Raw genomic sequence first — 16092 nt, 5'->3', positions numbered from 1 at the left:
GAGTTCGGAGGAGGTGGGCGGGCGGGGCCCGGGTCAGACGGTCCAGTCGAGGATGACCTTGCCGCCGCGGCCGCTCGCCGCGTCGTCGAAGGCTTCCTGGAAGTCGCGGTGGCCGTAGCGGCCGGTGATGACGGGCGTGAGGTCGAGGCCGCCCTCGAGGAGCACGGACATCGCGTACCACGTCTCGAACATCTCGCGGCCGTAGATGCCCTTGATCGTGATCATCGAGGTGACGATCCGCGCCCAGTCGACCGCGAACTCCTCGGACGGCAGGCCGAGCATGGCGATCTTGCCGCCGTGGGTCATGTTGGCGACCATGTCGCGCATCGCGCGCGGGTTCCCGGACATCTCCAGGCCCACGTCGAAGCCCTCGCGCAGGCCCAGCTCGCGCTGGCCGTCGGCGATGGCGGCGTCGGCGACGTTGAGGGCGAGGCTGACGCCGACCTTGCGAGCGAGCACCAGACGCTCCTCGCTGACGTCGGTGACGACGACGTTGCGGGCGCCCGCGTGGCGCGCGACGGCGGCGGCCATCAGACCGATCGGCCCGGCCCCGGTGATCAGTACGTCCTCGCCGACCAGCGGGAACGACAGGGCGGTGTGCACGGCGTTGCCGAACGGGTCGAAGATCGCGGCGATGTCGAGGTCCACCGGCACCCGGTGCACCCAGACGTTGCCCGCGGGCAGCGCGACGTACTCCGCGAACGCGCCGTCGCGCCCCACGCCGAGCCCGACCGTGGCCCGGCACAGATGGCGCCGCCCGGCCAGACAGTTGCGGCACTTGCCGCACACCAGGTGGCCCTCGCCGCTGACCAGGTCGCCCGCCTTGACGTCCGCCACGTCCCGGCCGGTCTCGACGACCTCGCCGACGAACTCGTGCCCGACGATCAGCGGCGCCGAGATCGCCTGCTGCGCCCAGCCGTCCCAGGCCCGGATGTGCAGATCGGTCCCGCAGATCCCGGTGCGCAGCACCTTGATCAGGACGTCGCCGGGCCCGATGACCGGCTCCGGTACCTCCATGAGACGGAGCCCGGGCTCCGCTTTCTCCTTGACCAGCGCCTTCACGCGACGGCTCCTGTCATGCGACCTAGGGAAGTGGCTGACCGGCATCCCACCGGCCACATCCGCACAGCAATCTTCCGTACGTCACGGCACGGGTCCATCGAGGTTTTCTTAACCGCGGCCGCAGCTTTCCTTCAGACCCCAGGCGCACCGGGCCCCGCGCCGGTCCCGGGGCGCGCGTCCGCTAGCGGATCTGCCCCCGTTCGAAGTACGCGATCAGCTCCGCGTCGAGCGGCGGCACCTCCCGCGGGCCGCCGCCGTCCCGCAGCGACCGGGTGGCCCCCACGCCCGCGGCGACGGCCATGCGCGCGGCCACCGGCGAGGTGTCGGTGCGCCCGCCCTCGCGGGCGAAGCGCAGGAACTCGTCGATGATCAGCGGGTCGGCGCCGCCGTGTCCCGACTCGTCGACGGAGCCCCCGATCGGGTACTCGGCGTCACCTTCGCCGCGGTGGAGCGAGCGCCCGCTGTTCCAGACCCGGACCACGCCGCCGGGGCCGTCGCCGAAGTTCTCCAGGCGGCCCGCGTCGCCGATGACGGTGTAGTTGCGCCAGTAGTCGGGGGTGAAGTGGCACTGCTGGTAGGCGGCGAGCACGCCGTTGTCCAGGCGCAGGTTGACCAGGGACACGTCCTCCACGTCGATCACCGGGTTCAGGTCCCGCTGGGCGCGCGGCGGCCAGGCGCCGTCCTCGACGGGGCCGCCGTCGGGCTTGGGCTCGCCCGGCGCGCGGCGGTGCGGGATGCCGCCGTAGACCATGAGGTCGCCGAGCGCCTGGACGTGCCGGGTGTAGCCGCCCGCGATCCAGTGCACGACGTCGAGGTCGTGGGCGGCCTTCTGGAGCAACAGGCCCGTGGTGTACTGCCGTTCGGCGTGCCAGTCCTTGAAGTACCAGTCGCCTCCGAAGCCCACGAAGTGCCGCACCCAGACCGTCTTGACGGTCCCGATCTCGCCGCGCGCCACGATGTCCCGCATCAGCCGTACGACCGGCATGTGACGCATGTTGTGCCCCACGTAGAGGCGCGTACCGGTCTCGTACGCGGTCCGCAGGATGGCGTCGCTCGCCTCGACGGTCACGTCCAGGGGCTTCTCGACGAAGACCGGCTTGCCCTGGTGCAGCACCGCGCGGGTGAGGGGCTCGTGGGTGTGGTCGGGGGTGAGGACGAGGACGGCGTCCACGTCCGGGGCCGTGATGACCTCTCGCGGGTCCGCGGTCGTGCGAAGGCCGGGGAAGTCGCGGGCCGCGCGGGTCCGCGCGGCCTCGTCGGGGTCGGCGAGCGCGGTGACGCGGGCGCCCGCGCCGGGGCGGTGGGCGGTGCGGGCGAGGGGGCCGCGCAGTCCATAGCCGAGGACGCCGAGCCGGAGGTCGCTCATGCGGTGTGCCTTTCGGTGGGGCCCCGCACGGGCGGCGGGGGTCTCCGTCAGGGGCCTCGCACCGTAGGGCCATGTCCTTGTATCGTCAACGTACCGCCCTGGAAGCCGACTTGACCGGCACGGGGAGCAGCACCGCGAAGGGGCGCGGCGCCGGGGCGCGTCACAGGGGAGCGCCCGGCTCCCCCTCGGCCTCGCGCAGGTGGATCCGGTCCACCAGCTCCGCCGCCATCGACTTGATCGTGTCGAGCCCGGTCCGGCCCCACGGCCGGGGCTCCACGTCGAGGACGCACACCGTGCCGAGCGCGATCCCGGTCCGGTCGATCAGGGGCGCGCCCAGATAGGACCTGACCCCGAACTCGTCGACGACCGGGTTGCCCGCGAACCGCGGGTAGTCGCGGACGTCCTCCAGGACCAGCGCCTTGCCCCGCACCACCACGTGCGGGCAGTAGCCGCGGTCCCGCGCAAGGCGGCGCTCGGCGAACGGTCGCGCCACGGGCTCGTCCGTCTCCTCGCCCATCCCGTTCGCCCCGAGCCCGAGCGCCCCGGGCTCGGGGGGCGGGCCCTCGGTCCGGTGCAGACCGGCGAAGAACTGCTGTTCCTCGCCGATGAAGTTGACCATGGCGTACGGGGCGTCCATGACCCGGGCGAGGCGGTCGGCGAACGTGTCGAGCCCGGGTTCGGGCCGCTCGCCGAGGTCCAGCTCCCGCAGCCTGCGCACCCGCGTGGCCGCCCCCTTGTCCACCGGGGTCACCAGCAGGCGGCCGGTCGCTTCGTACATCATGCGTGGGCTCCATGGGTCATGTGTGGGCTCCCGACGTGGGCGTGGCGGGGGCGTGGGCGAGCAGGTGGCGGACGAGCGTGAGCAGCGTCTGGATGCCGGAGCTGGAGATCCGCGCGTCACAGCGCACCACCGGCACCTGCGGGTCCAGGTCGATGGCGGTGCGGACCTCGTCGGGCTCGTAGCGGTAGGCGCCGTCGAACTCGTTGACGGCGACGATGAATCCCATGCCGCGCTGCTCGAAGAAGTCGACGGCGGCGAAGCAGTCCTCCAGGCGCCGGGTGTCGGCGAGCACCACCGCGCCGAGCGCCCCTTCGGACAGCTCGTCCCACATGAACCAGAACCGTTCCTGTCCCGGTGTGCCGAACAGGTACAGGACGTGTTCGGGGTCGAGCGTGATCCTTCCGAAGTCCATGGCGACGGTCGTCGTGGTCTTGTTCTCCACGCCCGACAGGTCGTCGGTGGCTTCGCTGACCGTCGTGAGCAACTCCTCCGTGCTGAGCGGCGCGATCTCGCTGACCGCGCCCACGAAGGTCGTCTTGCCGACCCCGAACCCGCCCGCCACGAGGATCTTCAGCGCGGTGGGGAAGGCGTCAGAGCTGTCGTCGTAGTCCATCGAGCACTGCCTCCAACAGGGACCGGTCAGTCGGGTTGTGGTAGAAGTCCGGGGCTCTGGTGGTGATCGCCCCGCAGTCGACGAGGTCGGACAGGAGCACCTTGGTCACCGCCACGGGCAGCTTCAGCTGGGCGGCGATCTCCGCCACCGACGTGGGTGCCTCGCACATGCCGAGGGCGAGGGCGTGCTCCGGGCCGAGGTAGCCGGCGGGGGTGGTGCCGGTCGCCCTCACCTGGGACAGCAGGTCGAGCCGCGTGGTCGGTCGGGTGCGACCGTTGCTGACCGTGTACGGGCGGATGAGCCGCCCTGCGGCGTCGTCGAGCCATGGCCCGTCGTGCGGGGCCCCCACGCTCAGCGCCTCATCGACGCGGGCTCACCGGCGTGCTGGCGCGGCGCTGTGACCAGGTACGGGCGCACGCTCTTGACCAGCATCGCCATCTCGTACCCGAGCACCGCGGCGTCCGCCTCACGCCCGGCGAGCACGGCGAGACAGGTGCCGGAACCGGCGGTGGACACGAAGAGCAGGGTGGAGTCCAGCTCCACGACCACCTGGCGCACGTCGCCCCCGTCGCCGAAGCGGACGCCCGCGCTGCGCCCGAGGGAGTAGAGCCCTGAGGCGAGCGCGGCCATGTGGTCGGCGCTGTCCGGGTCGAGGCCATGGACCGACTTCACGAGTCCGTCGCAGGAGAGCAGGACGGCGCTGTGGGTGTGCGGCACGCGCTGTACGAGGCCGCTCATCAGCCAGTCGAGATCGGATACCTGGCCGGTCGGCGCATCGCTCGCCATGGTGGATCGACTCCTTGGAAAGTACGGGTTCGAGAGAGGGTTCTCGACGTCCGCGGGGCGGACGGGGTGGGGGGTGGTGCGGTCAGCCGCCCTGGTCGCTCCGGCCGACGGGGCCGGTGCGGTCGGCTCTGTCGCCGGGCCCCGGGGACACGCTGACGTCGTGGTCGGGCAGGGCGTCCCTGGCCTGGGCCGCCTGGGCGAGGCCGATGCCGCGCTGGAAGGCGGCCATCAGGCCCGGGTCGTGACCGACGAGCTGGTCGTCGGCCGGGCGCGGGGCGCGGGCGTCGCGCAGCTGCGGCGCGAGGTGTTCCTGGGCGCGGCGGCGGGGCAGCTGGGGTTTGCCGACCCGGCCGCGGACGGCGCCGTTGCGGGGCACGGGCGGGGCCGCGGTGTGCTCGGCGGTGACGCTCCGGTCCTCGGGGCGGATGCCGGGCAGGGCTTCGGCGGGGGTGGGCCGGTCGCCGCGCGGGCCGCGGACGGGGAGCGGGGCGGGCGGGGTGGCGGTGGCCGCGGAGGGGTGCGGGGCGGCGGGCCGGTGGGACGGGGTGCCGTTCCGGTAGGGCGGGTGGGACGGCTGCTCGTGGGGTGCGGCGGCCGGGTGCGGGGTGGGCGCGGCGGCGGCTTCGCGGGCGGCGGTCGCGTGCGCGGCGCCGGGGGTGGGGGTGGGCGGCGCGGCGGACTGCGGGGAGGTGGGGGCGGAGGTGTGGGCCGAGGAGTGGGCGGCCGCGGGTGCGGCCCGGTGCGCGGCGGAGGTGGCGCCGCGGGGGGCGGAGGGGGCGTCCTGGTCGGCGCCGAGCAGCCCCTGGGGCAGGATCAGGACGGCCTGGACGCCGCCGTAGATGTTGGTCTGCAGGCGCACCGCGATGCCGTGGCGGCGGGCGAGGGCGGCGACCACGAACAGGCCGATGCGGCCGTCCTGGAGGAGGCTCGCGACGTTGACCTGGTCGGGGTCGGCGAGGAGTTGGTTCATCCGGGTCTGCTCGGCGACGGGCATGCCCAGGCCGCGGTCCTCGACCTCGACGGCGAGCCCGGACGTCACCCGGCCCGCGCGCAGCAGGACTTGGGTGTGCGGGGCGGAGAACACCGTGGCGTTCTCGACGAGTTCGGCGAGCAGGTGGATGACGTCGGCGACGGCGTGGCCGCGCAGGGTGCCGTCGACGGGCGGCACCAGCTTGACCCGCGAGTACTGCTCGACCTCGGCGATGGAGGAGCGGAGCACCTCCGTCATCGACACGGGCCTGCTCCACTGGCGCCGCGACACGGCGCCGCCGAGCACGGCGAGGTTCTCGGCGTGCCGCCGGATGCGGGTGGCCAGGTGGTCGATGTGGAAGAGGCCCTTGAGGAGTTCGGGGTCCTCGACGGAGTTCTCCAGCTCGTCCAGGAGCGAGATCTCGCGGTGGACCAGGGACTGCAGGCGGCGGGCGAGGTTCACGAAGACCTCGACCTTCTGCTCGTTGCCCGCCCGCCCGGACAGGCGGGACGCCTGCACGACGGCGGTGAGGGCGCCCTCGTGGGCGCGGGCCAGCTCGTCGGCGAGCAGGCCGAACTCGTCCTTGGCGGGGGCGGGAACCGCGCCGGGCTCGCGCACCACCGGGGTGTCTCCCTGGCGCAGCCGTTCGAGGAGTTCGCGCAGGTCGGCCTGGCCGCGCGCGGTGGCGCGGCGCAGCGCCACGACGCGGTCGCGCACGGACCGCGCGGTCCGGTCGGCGGCCACCGCGGCGACGACGATGCCGAGGACGCCGAGCCCGGCGGCGGCGCCGAGCAGGGCGAGCAGCGGCGGCTGCGGCCGGGCTCCGGCGGCCCGGATCATGAAGAGCACGGCGGCACAGCCGCACAGGCCGACGGCGACGGCGGGCAGTACGGCGATGCGCATCAGCTGGAGCCGTATGCGCGTCTCGGGAGGGGGCGGCGCGGCGCGGCTCCCGGAGCGTCCGTGCCGCCCGCCCTCACGGCGGTCTGCGCGTGCTGCCGGTGCGCGAAGGTGAGACATCAGCGTCCTCGGTACGTAGCGACGCGTGCCGCAGCGGTCCGCTGCGGCACCTCGTCGATGGCATCGCGGTGCCGGCCGGCAGGCCGTGATGTCATCCCTGCGTCGCCCGACGGCCACTCACGGTAGTCGTCACGACCTCACGTGCGGTGGGCAGTTGACAAAGTCCGGCGGACAGCGTCCCGCTCTGGTATGACGCGTCGTACGAGAGGACGAAATATGTCGTACGTCAGTACGGGCGCGGCGGTGTGCGCCGCACAGGGCGTATGAGGGACACCCGTTCCCCACGGGCGCACCGACCAGGGGCGCGCCCCCTTCACGGAGTCACGCGCCCCTTTCGTCCGTCACCCGCCATCAGCCGACGGGGGCGGTCTCCTGGTCGGCCGCGCCCAGCGCGGGCCCCGGGGCGTGGTCGCTCCAGCCGCCCGCCGGCGCGACGGCGATCTCGCGCCACCACGGGGCGTCGGGCACCGCCTCGGACGCCGGCTCGAACGGCTCGCCGGGGATGGGCAGCGCCACCGGGGCGCCCGCGGCGCGCGCGGCGGCGAGCGTGCCCTCGCCGGGCTCCGACCAGGCGTGCGGCGCGAGGTTGAACGTGCCCCAGTGGATCGGCAGGAGCACGCCGTGCGGCCGTCCGCCCTGGAGGTCCAGGTGGGCCCGCACGCCTTCCTCGGGCCGCATGTGGATGTCCGGCCAGAACTCCGAGTAGGCGCCGATCTGGATCATCGTGGCGTCGAACGGGCCGTGGGCGGCGCCGATGTCCGCGAAGCCCGGGAAGTACCCGGTGTCGCCGCTGTGGAAGACGCGGTGCTCGGGGCCCGCGACGCTCCAGGACGCCCACAGCGTGTGCTGCTGGTTGCGCAGCCCGCGGCCGCAGAAGTGCCGGGCGGGGGTGGCCGTCAGGGTCAGGCCCCCGACGGCCGTGGACTCGTGCCAGTCGAGCTCGCGGAGCCGGTCCGCGGGGACGCCCCAGTGCTCCAGGTGCGCACCGACGCCCAGCGGCACCGCGAACACCGTGTCCGTGCCCGCGAGGGCCTTGATGCTGGGCAGGTCCAGATGGTCGTAGTGGTCGTGCGAGATGACGACCGCGTCGACCGGGCCGAGCGCCGCGAGCGGCAGCGGCGCCGGGTGCAGGCGCTTGGGTCCGGCGAAGGCGAAGGGCGAGCAGCGCTCGCCCCACACCGGGTCGAAGAGCAACCGGCGCCCGTCGATCTCGACGAGGACGCTGGAGTGCCCCATCCAGGTGAGCCTGAGGCCGCTCGCCGGGGGCTTGGCGAGGTCCGCGAGGGTCGTGGCGTGCACCGGCACGTGGCCCGCCGGGACGCGCCGGGAGCGCTCCTCGCGACGGAAGTAGACCTTCGCGAACTCCAGGGCGGACCCGGAGGGCCTGGTGCGCGCCCCCACCGGGTTCTGGAACGAGCCGTCGGCGAAATTCGGCGATCTGCGGATGCGCGCGAGCCGGTCACCGGCCGGATCCGCACCGAACGCGGGCGTCCGCAGGGAGCGGAGCAAGGGGCTCAGGGACCGGGACACGGCGCACCTCCAGAAACAGGGCTGCTCAGGCCTCCCCATTATGTGCGCCACCGCTGACAACGACCGCCGGGGGCGGTCCGTACGGTCCGCACGGCCCGCCGCCTCCGCGCACCCCCGCCCCCGCTCCGCGAAGGACGCCCGACGCCACCACGCGGCGTGCTGTACTTGCTACTGAATGACCGGTCAGTAGTGAGTACAGGAGTCCGTATGCACGTGCCGTCCGCGCCCCTCATCTCGCTGACGTGGACCGATCACGTCACCGGCCGCCAGGGCTTCCTCGTCGTCGACCGCCTGGTGCGCGGCGTGTGCAGCGGCGGCCTGCGGATGCGGCCGGGCTGCACGCTCCAGGAGGTCACCGGGCTCGCCCGCGGCATGACCATGAAGGAGGCCCTGCACTACGACCCGGCGGCGCGGTACGTCCCGCTCGGCGGCGCCAAGGGCGGCATCGACTGCGATCCGCGCTCCCCCGAGGCGTACGGGCTGCTCGTGCGCTATCTGCGGGCGGTGCGGCCCTACGTCGAGGCCTTCTGGAACACCGGCGAGGACCTCGGTCTGACCCAGGACGTCGTCGACCGGGCGGCCGCCGAAGCGGGTCTTGCCTCCACCGTGCAGGCCGTCTACCCGCTGCTCGACGACGCGGCCGCGGCCCGGCGGCGGCTCGCGGACGCCTTCGCCGTCGAGGTCGACGGGATCGGCCTGGACGCGCTCGTCGGCGGCTGCGGCGTCGCCGAGTCCGTCCTCACCGCCCTGGACGCGGCGGGCACGGACCACGGCCACGCGCGCGTGGCCGTGCAGGGCCTCGGCACGATGGGCGCCGCCACCGCGCGCTTCCTCACGCGCGCGGGGCTCACGGTCGTGGCCGTCGCCGACATCAAGGGCACCATCGCCAACCCCGAGGGCCTCGACGTGGAGGCGCTGCTCGCCGCGCGCGACGCGTACGGCACCGTCGACCGCGCCGCGCTGCGCCCGGGCGACCGCGAGCTGCCGGGTGACGCCTGGCTCGCCGCCGACGTGGAGGTCCTGGTGCCCGCCGCCGTGTCGTACGCCATCGACGCGGCGAACCAGGAGCGGATCACGGCGCGCTGGATCGCCGAGGCCGCGAACATGCCGGTGCTCCCGGAGGCGGAGCGGCTCCTCGCCGCGCGCGGCACCACGGTCCTGCCGGACGTCGTCGTGAACTCCGGTACGAACGCCTGGTGGTGGTGGACCCTGTTCGGCGACATCGGCGAGGCTCCCGACAAGGCGGGCGAGGCCTTCGCCCACACGCGCCGCGCCCTGCGCGCGCTGGTCGCCGAGCTGCTCACGCGCGCGGAGCGCGACGGCACCACCCCGCGTGCCGCCGCCCACGCCCTGGTGGCCGACCGCCTGCCGCGGATCGCCGAGCGCGCCGGTCGGTAGGGTGCGGAGCGTGGCGAGAGTGCGGCTGAGCGTGGCGGAGCGGCGGGTGGAGCTGCTGACCGCCACCGTCGGGCAGATCGAGGCGCGGGGCGTGGCGGCCGTGCGCATCGCCGACGTCGCGGCCGCCCTCGGGGTGAGCAACGCGCTCGTGCTGTACCACTTCTCCACCAAGGACGAGCTGGTCGCCGCCGCGTTCGCGCACGCCGCCGAGGGCGACCTCGCCCGCCTCGACAAGCTGCTGCGCCGCCGTACGTCCGCGCTGCGCCGACTGCGGGCCGCCGTGCGCTGGTACGCGCCGACGGGGCAGGCCAAGGGCTGGCGGCTGTGGATCGAGGGCTGGGCGGCGGCCGGGCGCGAGCCCGCCCTGCGGGATGTGGCGCGCGCCCTTGACCAGCGCTGGAAGGCGGCGCTCGCCGAGGTCATCGCGGAGGGCGTGGCCGCGGGCGAGTTCCGCTGCCCGGACCCGCGGGGCGCGGCCCTGCGCCTGACCGCGCTCCTCGACGGCCTCGCCGTCCAGCTCACGGCGTACGGCGCGGTCTCCCGGGCCCGCGCCCGCAGCTGGGCCGACGAGGCGCTGGCCCGGGAGCTGGGCCTGTCCGTGGCGGACCTGCGGGCCTGAAGGCCCGCGGCCGGGCTCGTGCGCTAGTCCAGCTCGTACACCGCGACGAGCGTCACCTGATCCTCGATCTCCCCGGGCGCCACGGGGACGCCCTGGTCCTTGGTGACGGCCTCCACGGGCACCGCGAGGGGACGCGGGCCGCCGCTGTCGTTCTCGCTGAGCGAGACGAGGCGGCCGAGGCGGCGTCCGCTGAGCTGCGCGTACTGCTCCGCCTTGGCGCGCGCGTCGTCGTGGGCGGCCGCGCGGGCCTCGGCCCGCAGCTCCCGCTTGTCGGCGACGTCGAAGGCCACGCCGTGGACGCGGCCCGCGTCACCGGCGGCGTCCATCGCGGCCTGGAGGACCCGGCCCGTGGTGGCGAGCTTCCGCACGGTGACCGAGAACGACTGGGAGGCCCGGTAGCCGGTGAGCTTGGACGCGCCGTCCTCGTCCTTGTAGACGCCGGACAGCGACAGCCCCTCCGTACGGGCGTCCCGCTCGGCGACGCCCTGCTCCCGCACGGCGGTGAGCAGCGCCTGTGCCGCGGCGTTCTGTCCGGCGAGCGCCTTCTTGGCCGTCGGCGCGGTCACCTCGACGCCCAGGGTGAGCACGGCCAGGTCCGGCGCCGCGCTGGCGGAGCCGGTGCCGGTGACAGTCACGGTGGCGGGGTTTTGCGCGGACACGGCGGCGGGCGCCTCGGCGACCGGCGCGGCGGCCCCGGCGGGCGCGGCCCCGATCCCGAGCGCGGCGAGGGCGAGCAGGGCGGTGGCGAGAGGACGTACGGACGCGTTCGGGCGTGGCGGCATGGGCGGGAGTCCTTCCGGTGTGCCGGTCGTCCGCCCCGTGCGGGCGGCCCGCCGCCCCGTGCGGCCCGCCGCCCCACAGGGGGGACGGTCGGCCCACAGGGGACGGCTGTCCGCCATCCCAGCACTCGCGCGCACGCGCGCGCGGACGCCACTCCCGCGCTGTCACCTCACCGGTCCACCCCCGTCGCGGACCGGGTGGGTGCCTACAGCCGCATCAGGACGGCCGCGTCAGGTCCACCCCATCCGGGTCGGCGGCATCTAGGTCAGCGGCATGAGGTCGGGCCGCTTCGCCGCCACGTGGTCGCCCGACGACTCGCCCCGCAGCCGCCGCCCGATCCACGGGACCAGGTGCTCGCGCGCCCAGTGGATGTCGTCGCGGCGCACCTCGAGGGTGCCGCGCGGCGGCAGCGGCGGCCACGCCTGGTCGGGATCGGCGGGCACGGGGACGCCGAGCACCTGGGCCGCGCGCAGCGCCACGCGCGTGTGCCCGTCGGGCGACAGGTGCAGCCGGTCGGTGTCCCAGGCCCGCCGGTCCTGGACGGTCTTCAGCGACCACAGGTCGAGCACCGGGCAGCCGTAGCGGTCGGCGACCGCGCGGACGTGGCCGTTGTACGTGGCGATCTTGCCGCGCAGATGCTTGAGGAGGGCCACGCCGCGGGTGTCGAAGCCAGTGGTGATCACGACGGTGCCGACGGCCGACGAGAGGTCGGCGACGGCCCGCTCGAAGCGCTCGGCCACGTCGTCCGGGTCGGTGCCGGGCCGGATGATGTCGTTGCCGCCCGCGGCGAACGTCACCAGGTCCGGGGCCAGCTCCTTGGCCCGCGGCACCTGGTCCGCGACGATCTGGTCGAGCAGCTTGCCGCGCACCGCGAGGTTCGCGTAGCGGAAGGTGTGCTCCGGTGCCAGGTCGTCGAGCAGGACGGCGAGCCGGTCGGCCCAGCCGACGAAGGTCCCGTCGGGCCCGGGGTCCCCCACGCCCTCGGTGAAGCTGTCGCCGACCGCTGCGTAGGAGGTAATGGTCTCTGTGGGTACGTTTTTGACGAAAGGTGTCGACTCTGCTGTCACGTCGTCCCATCTTTCCTTCCGTCAAGTGACCTACGCCACCGTAATATGGGGTTGACGTGGCGTGAGATAAGCCATTGGTCAAGATTGCACCAACCCGGAATACCCAGGCCTACGGCCTCGACGGGGCAGTCGTGACCCGGCTCAGCCGGAAGACCGCCGCGTCCAGATCGCCGCTGAGGCCCGTGCGCAGGCCGTGGTGCAGCAGGACCGCGCCCCGGTGCACCGCGCCGGTGTCCCGGCACACGTACGCCGCCGCGGGGTCGAGCCCCCGCAGCCGCACCGGGGCGGGCTCCTCGCCGTACGCCTGCGCCCGCAGCCAGGCGAGCACCACGGCCTCGTCGCCCCGCACGTACTGCACCGCGCCGAGCCCCTCGCCGGGCGCCCGCAGGCGGTACAGCTCGCCGAGCTGCACGACGGGCCTGATCTCCTTGTAGAGCTCCACCCAGCCGCGCGCCTCGGCACGTTCCGCCGCGCTCCACCGCGCGAGGTCACCGCCGACGCCGAGCACCCCGGCCATGGCGCTGACGAACCGGAACCGCAGCGAGCTGACGCGCCCGTTGAGCTGGGTGTGGGGGCTGTCGGTGACCCAGGCGGCCATCACGCGCGCGGGGTGCACCTGGCTGAAACCGTGCTGGATGGCGAGGCGGTCCACCGGGTCGGTGTTGTCCGAGGTCCACACCTGGTCCGTACGGGCGAGGATGCCGAGGTCGACCCGGCCGCCGCCGCCCGAGCAGGACTCGAAGGCGACGGACGGGTGCGCGGTCCGCAGCCGGTCGATGAGGTCGTAGACGGCGTGCACGTGGGCGGACCACACGCGCTCGGGGTGGTCCTCGCCCGGCCAGCCGGGGTCCGTGAAGCAGCGGTTGAAGTCCCACTTCACATAGTCGATCGGGGCGCCGCAGAGGAGCGCGTCCAGCTGCTCCCACAGGTACTCCCGCACGTCCTCGCGCGCCACGTTGAGGACGAGCTGGTTGCGGAACTCCGTGCGGGTGCGGCCCGGCTGGTGCTGCACCCAGTCGGGGTGCGCGCGGTACAGGTCGCTGTCCGCGTTCACCATCTCCGGCTCCACCCAGATCCCGAACCCCATGCCCAGGCCGCGCACATGGTCCGCGAGCGGCTTCAGACCCCCCGGAAACCGCTCCGGGTTCGGCGTCCAGTCGCCGAGCCCGGACCGGTCGCTGACGCGGCGGCCGAACCACGCGTCGTCGACGACGAACAGCTCGACGCCCATCTCGGCGGCCCGCTCCGCGAGGCCCCGCTGCTGCTCCTCGGAGATGTCGAAGCCGGTGGCCTCCCAGGAGTTGTAGAGCACGGGCCGCACCTCGTCGGCGTCCGGGATGACGTGCGCGCGCTGGTAGGCGTGCCAGGCCCGGCTCGCCCCGCCGAAGCCGCCGTCGCTCCACAGGCCCGCGAACACGGGCGTGACGATCGCCGTGCCGGGCCCGAGCACCTGCTGCCCCGCGTCGTCGTGGCCGGAGCCGCCCGTGATCTGCACGGCGCCGTCCGGGAGCTGGTGCACCGCCACGCGCCACGACCCGGACCAGGCGAGCGCGCAGCCGTAGACCTCGCCGTGCTCCTCGGTGGCGCCGTCGGCGTCGAGCGCCACCCAGGGCAGGTGCTGGTGCCCGGTGTGCCCGCGACGGCTGCCGATGACCCGCTCCCCGTGCGTGAGCCCGGAGCGCACGAGGCGCGACTCCGCGGCCCAGCGGCCGTGCAGCTGGGACAGGCGCCAGTGCTCGCGGCGCGGCAGGGTCCAGGTCGCGGAGTCGGCGCGCAGCAGCTCCACCTCCGGCGACCCGGCGGGGCCCTGGTGCATGACGACCACGTACCGCTCGACCACGTCGCCGCGCAGCCGGTAGTCGAGCAGCACCGCCAGGTGGTGCACCGGGTCGGTGAAGTTCAGCTGGAGCTCGTCCTCGTCGTGCCAGGCGCCGGCGAACCGCCACTCCGTGCCCCGCACCCCGCCGCCGCGCACCGAGAACGCGGGCCGCACGAAGCGGGGGCCGCCCTCGACGGGATACTCCTCGTGTCCGTCGATGCGGGACTCGAAGGGCCGCTCGGGCGGCAGCGGCGCGGCGGCCAGGGCCTCGGCGTCGGCCAGGGCGATCCGCGGGCCCCAGTGCAGGTGCAGCAGCTCGTCCCTGCCGGTGAGGCGGAGCGCGTAGCTGCTGGTGGGCCCCGAGAGGAGCCACGTACGACCGTCCTCGCCGACCTCGATCATCAAACCCCCACAGGTCCTCTGACAGATCTCAACAGCCGCGCGGGCGTACGCACATCTTCGAGCCCGTGCGACCACCGGGGCAACGCCCGTGCGCGCTCCGCCGCCACTGATTGCCTGAGGAACCCGTGTCGTATCGTCGAAGGCGCAAGCACCGGCCGCCGACGTCACGCCGCGGCGAGCCGCGCGGTGCCCCGCTCCCGGCCGGTCCGACGAGCGCCGACAAGACCCGACCCAGAGGAGAGCCCGTGACGCAGCAGGTTCCGTCGACCGAACCCGAGCTCGCCGGTGTGCGCAACTTCCGTGACGTGGGCGGGCTCCCGACCGTCGACGGCCGCCGGGTCCGCCACGGCGTCCTCTTCCGCAGCGGCCACCTCGCGCACGCCACCGCCGCCGACGCCGCGTTCCTCTCCTCACTCGGCCTGCACACGGTCTTCGACTTCCGCAACGCCGCGGACCAGCGCCTCGAAGGCCCGGACGTGGAGCTGCCGGGCGTGCGCAACGTGAACCTGCCGCTGACCGACCCCGCCGACGGCGCCGCGTTCTGGAAGATGGTGCGCGACGGCGACCTGGACCAGCTGCGCACGGTCCTGTCCGACGGCAAGGCCGCCGAGCGCATGGCGTCCTCGTACCGCACGATCATCAGGGAGCGGACGGCGGAGCACGGCCGGGTGCTGCACGCGCTCGCCGAGGACAGCGTGCCCGCGCTGATGCACTGCGCCGCGGGCAAGGACCGCGCGGGCCTGTCGATCGCCGTGACGCTGCTGGCCGTCGGTGTGGAGCGCGAGGCGATCGAGGCGGACTACCTGGAGTCGAACGCGGCGCACCGCCGCTACAAGGTGCACCGCAGCGCCACCTCGCCGGACGCCATGTCGCCCGAGGTCATGGAGCTCCTGAGCCCCCTCTTCGACGCCCGCGCCGCGTACCTGGCGGCGGCCTTCGCCACCATCGAGCAGATCTGGGGCGGCACCGACACCTACCTCACCGAGGGCCTCGGCCTCGCGCCGGTGACGCGCGAGCGCCTGCGCGAGCGGCTCCTCGACTAGGCGAGGCGCTACTGGTTCTGTCCGCCGAGGACGAACAGCAGGTAGATGAAGCCCGCGAACAGGTGGCCCACGGCGACGTAGACGATCAGGCGGACCCACAGGGCGCGCGGGAACTTCTCCTCCATGGCCATGCGGCGCACGGGCTGCTGCTGCGGTTCAGATTCCGTCATGTCGGTCTCCCTTGTCGGGGCCGCCGAGACAGAGCGCGGCGGCGGGGCTCTGCAGCAAGGTGTGCACGAAGAGGAGGTCGGCGCCGCCGTGGTCCACGGCGGCGATCCGGTGCGGCGTCAGCGAGTCGAAGTGCGCGCTGTCGCCGGGCGCGAGGGTGTACGAGGTGTCGCCGAGGCGCAGGCGCAGGCGGCCCTGAAGGACGTACAGCCACTCCTCCCCCGGGTGCACGCGCACGATGTCGCCCTGCGCGCCGTGCGGCACGTGCACGCGCAGCGCCTGCATGCCGCGGCCCGGGGAGCCCGCCTGCCAGTACGTCCAGCCGCCGGCGGCGGTGGGCTCCATGTCCGGGGCGCGCACGACGGCGTCCCGGTCGGCGGGCGTCTCGCCGAGCAGCTCGGAGACCGTCGTACCGTAGGTACGAGCGAGTGCGAGCAGCATCGGCAGGGACGGCTGGCGCTGACCGGTCTCCAGGCGGGACAGGTGCGCGGGCGAGAGCCCGGCCGCGCGGGCGGCGGCCTCCAGGGTCAGTGCGGCACGGCGGCGCAGCTCACGCAGTTGCGGGGCGACGGCGGGCAGCGCGTCGGCCGCCTCACCGGCGTCCGGGGTGGCAGGGCTCATACCCTCGATTGAGCCAGAGCCTTACCCGAGAGGCAATTTTCTTGCCT

At 74.2% G+C, this 16092-nt stretch carries 16 protein-coding genes; 3 read left to right on the top strand and 13 right to left on the bottom strand.

Going from position 1 to position 16092, the window contains the following annotated elements; genetic code table 11:
- Window positions 1-33: 33 nt before the first annotated feature.
- From tdh to MQV74_RS33520, 8 genes are all read right to left on the bottom strand, one after another.
- Window positions 34-1062: an L-threonine 3-dehydrogenase gene (gene tdh / locus MQV74_RS33555; RefSeq protein WP_242726460.1), complete on the bottom strand. Its 1029-nt coding sequence runs from the start codon at window positions 1060-1062 to the stop codon at window positions 34-36.
- Between the two features lie 181 nt (window positions 1063-1243).
- Window positions 1244-2428: a Gfo/Idh/MocA family protein gene (locus MQV74_RS33550; protein WP_242726458.1), complete on the bottom strand. Its 1185-nt coding sequence runs from the start codon at window positions 2426-2428 to the stop codon at window positions 1244-1246.
- A gap of 160 nt (window positions 2429-2588) precedes the next feature.
- Entirely contained in the window at window positions 2589-3209 is a 621-nt protein-coding gene (locus tag MQV74_RS33545; protein ID WP_242726456.1) for a GAF domain-containing protein, read from the bottom strand.
- 16 nt (window positions 3210-3225) lie between these two features.
- Window positions 3226-3822 (bottom strand): GTP-binding protein, encoded by a 597-nt coding sequence (locus MQV74_RS33540; RefSeq protein ID WP_138962818.1) that lies wholly within the window; start codon window positions 3820-3822, stop codon window positions 3226-3228.
- On the bottom strand, window positions 3800-4171 hold the full coding sequence (locus tag MQV74_RS33535) for a DUF742 domain-containing protein (protein WP_138962816.1): 372 nt from the start codon (window positions 4169-4171) through the stop codon (window positions 3800-3802). The genes MQV74_RS33540 and MQV74_RS33535 overlap by 23 nt, the downstream gene beginning before the upstream one ends.
- Before the next feature lie 2 nt (window positions 4172-4173).
- Entirely contained in the window at window positions 4174-4608 is a 435-nt protein-coding gene (locus tag MQV74_RS33530; protein ID WP_242726433.1) for a roadblock/LC7 domain-containing protein, read from the bottom strand.
- Between the two features lie 82 nt (window positions 4609-4690).
- Window positions 4691-6598, bottom strand: coding sequence for a sensor histidine kinase (locus tag MQV74_RS33525; RefSeq protein ID WP_242726426.1), 1908 nt, complete (start codon window positions 6596-6598; stop codon window positions 4691-4693).
- Between the two features lie 351 nt (window positions 6599-6949).
- Window positions 6950-8167 (bottom strand): MBL fold metallo-hydrolase, encoded by a 1218-nt coding sequence (locus MQV74_RS33520; RefSeq protein WP_374120730.1) that lies wholly within the window; start codon window positions 8165-8167, stop codon window positions 6950-6952.
- A gap of 168 nt (window positions 8168-8335) precedes the next feature.
- On the opposite strand from MQV74_RS33520, the gene MQV74_RS33515 reads away from it, so the two are divergent.
- On the top strand, window positions 8336-9526 hold the full coding sequence (locus tag MQV74_RS33515) for a Glu/Leu/Phe/Val dehydrogenase dimerization domain-containing protein (RefSeq protein ID WP_242726421.1): 1191 nt from the start codon (window positions 8336-8338) through the stop codon (window positions 9524-9526).
- A 10-nt stretch (window positions 9527-9536) separates the two neighbouring features.
- The gene (locus MQV74_RS33510) at window positions 9537-10145 is read left to right on the top strand and encodes a TetR/AcrR family transcriptional regulator (protein WP_242726419.1); all 609 of its coding nucleotides are present in this window, start codon (window positions 9537-9539) and stop codon (window positions 10143-10145) included.
- Between the two features lie 23 nt (window positions 10146-10168).
- On the opposite strand, the gene MQV74_RS33505 is transcribed toward MQV74_RS33510, so the two are convergent.
- The 3 genes from MQV74_RS33505 to MQV74_RS33495 form a co-directional block, all read right to left on the bottom strand.
- Window positions 10169-10927 (bottom strand): SIMPL domain-containing protein, encoded by a 759-nt coding sequence (locus MQV74_RS33505; protein WP_242726417.1) that lies wholly within the window; start codon window positions 10925-10927, stop codon window positions 10169-10171.
- A gap of 258 nt (window positions 10928-11185) precedes the next feature.
- On the bottom strand, window positions 11186-11992 hold the full coding sequence (locus MQV74_RS33500; RefSeq protein WP_242726409.1) for an SGNH/GDSL hydrolase family protein: 807 nt from the start codon (window positions 11990-11992) through the stop codon (window positions 11186-11188).
- A gap of 109 nt (window positions 11993-12101) precedes the next feature.
- Window positions 12102-14213 carry an alpha-galactosidase gene (locus tag MQV74_RS33495; protein WP_242726407.1) on the bottom strand — a complete coding sequence of 704 codons (2112 nt, stop codon included), beginning with the start codon at window positions 14211-14213 and terminating at the stop codon, window positions 12102-12104.
- A 245-nt stretch (window positions 14214-14458) separates the two neighbouring features.
- On the opposite strand from MQV74_RS33495, the gene MQV74_RS33490 reads away from it, so the two are divergent.
- Window positions 14459-15256, top strand: a complete 798-nt coding sequence (locus MQV74_RS33490; protein ID WP_242726405.1) for a tyrosine-protein phosphatase — start codon at window positions 14459-14461, stop codon at window positions 15254-15256.
- 8 nt (window positions 15257-15264) lie between these two features.
- Here the strand turns inward: MQV74_RS33490 and MQV74_RS33485 are convergent, their stop codons facing one another.
- Together MQV74_RS33485 and MQV74_RS33480 are read right to left on the bottom strand one after the other, a co-directional pair.
- A complete protein-coding gene (locus tag MQV74_RS33485) occupies window positions 15265-15381 on the bottom strand; it encodes a DUF6126 family protein (RefSeq protein WP_037827059.1) in 117 nt (38 codons plus the stop codon).
- Between the two features lie 31 nt (window positions 15382-15412).
- Window positions 15413-16045 carry a helix-turn-helix domain-containing protein gene (locus MQV74_RS33480; protein ID WP_242726403.1) on the bottom strand — a complete coding sequence of 211 codons (633 nt, stop codon included), beginning with the start codon at window positions 16043-16045 and terminating at the stop codon, window positions 15413-15415.
- Window positions 16046-16092: the final 47 nt, after the last annotated feature.

Source organism: Streptomyces sp. AN091965 (genome assembly GCF_022698285.1).
GTDB lineage: Bacteria > Actinomycetota > Actinomycetes > Streptomycetales > Streptomycetaceae > Streptomyces.
Note: the sequence above shows the minus strand (reverse complement) of the source record. Positions and strands in the feature narration are given on the sequence as shown.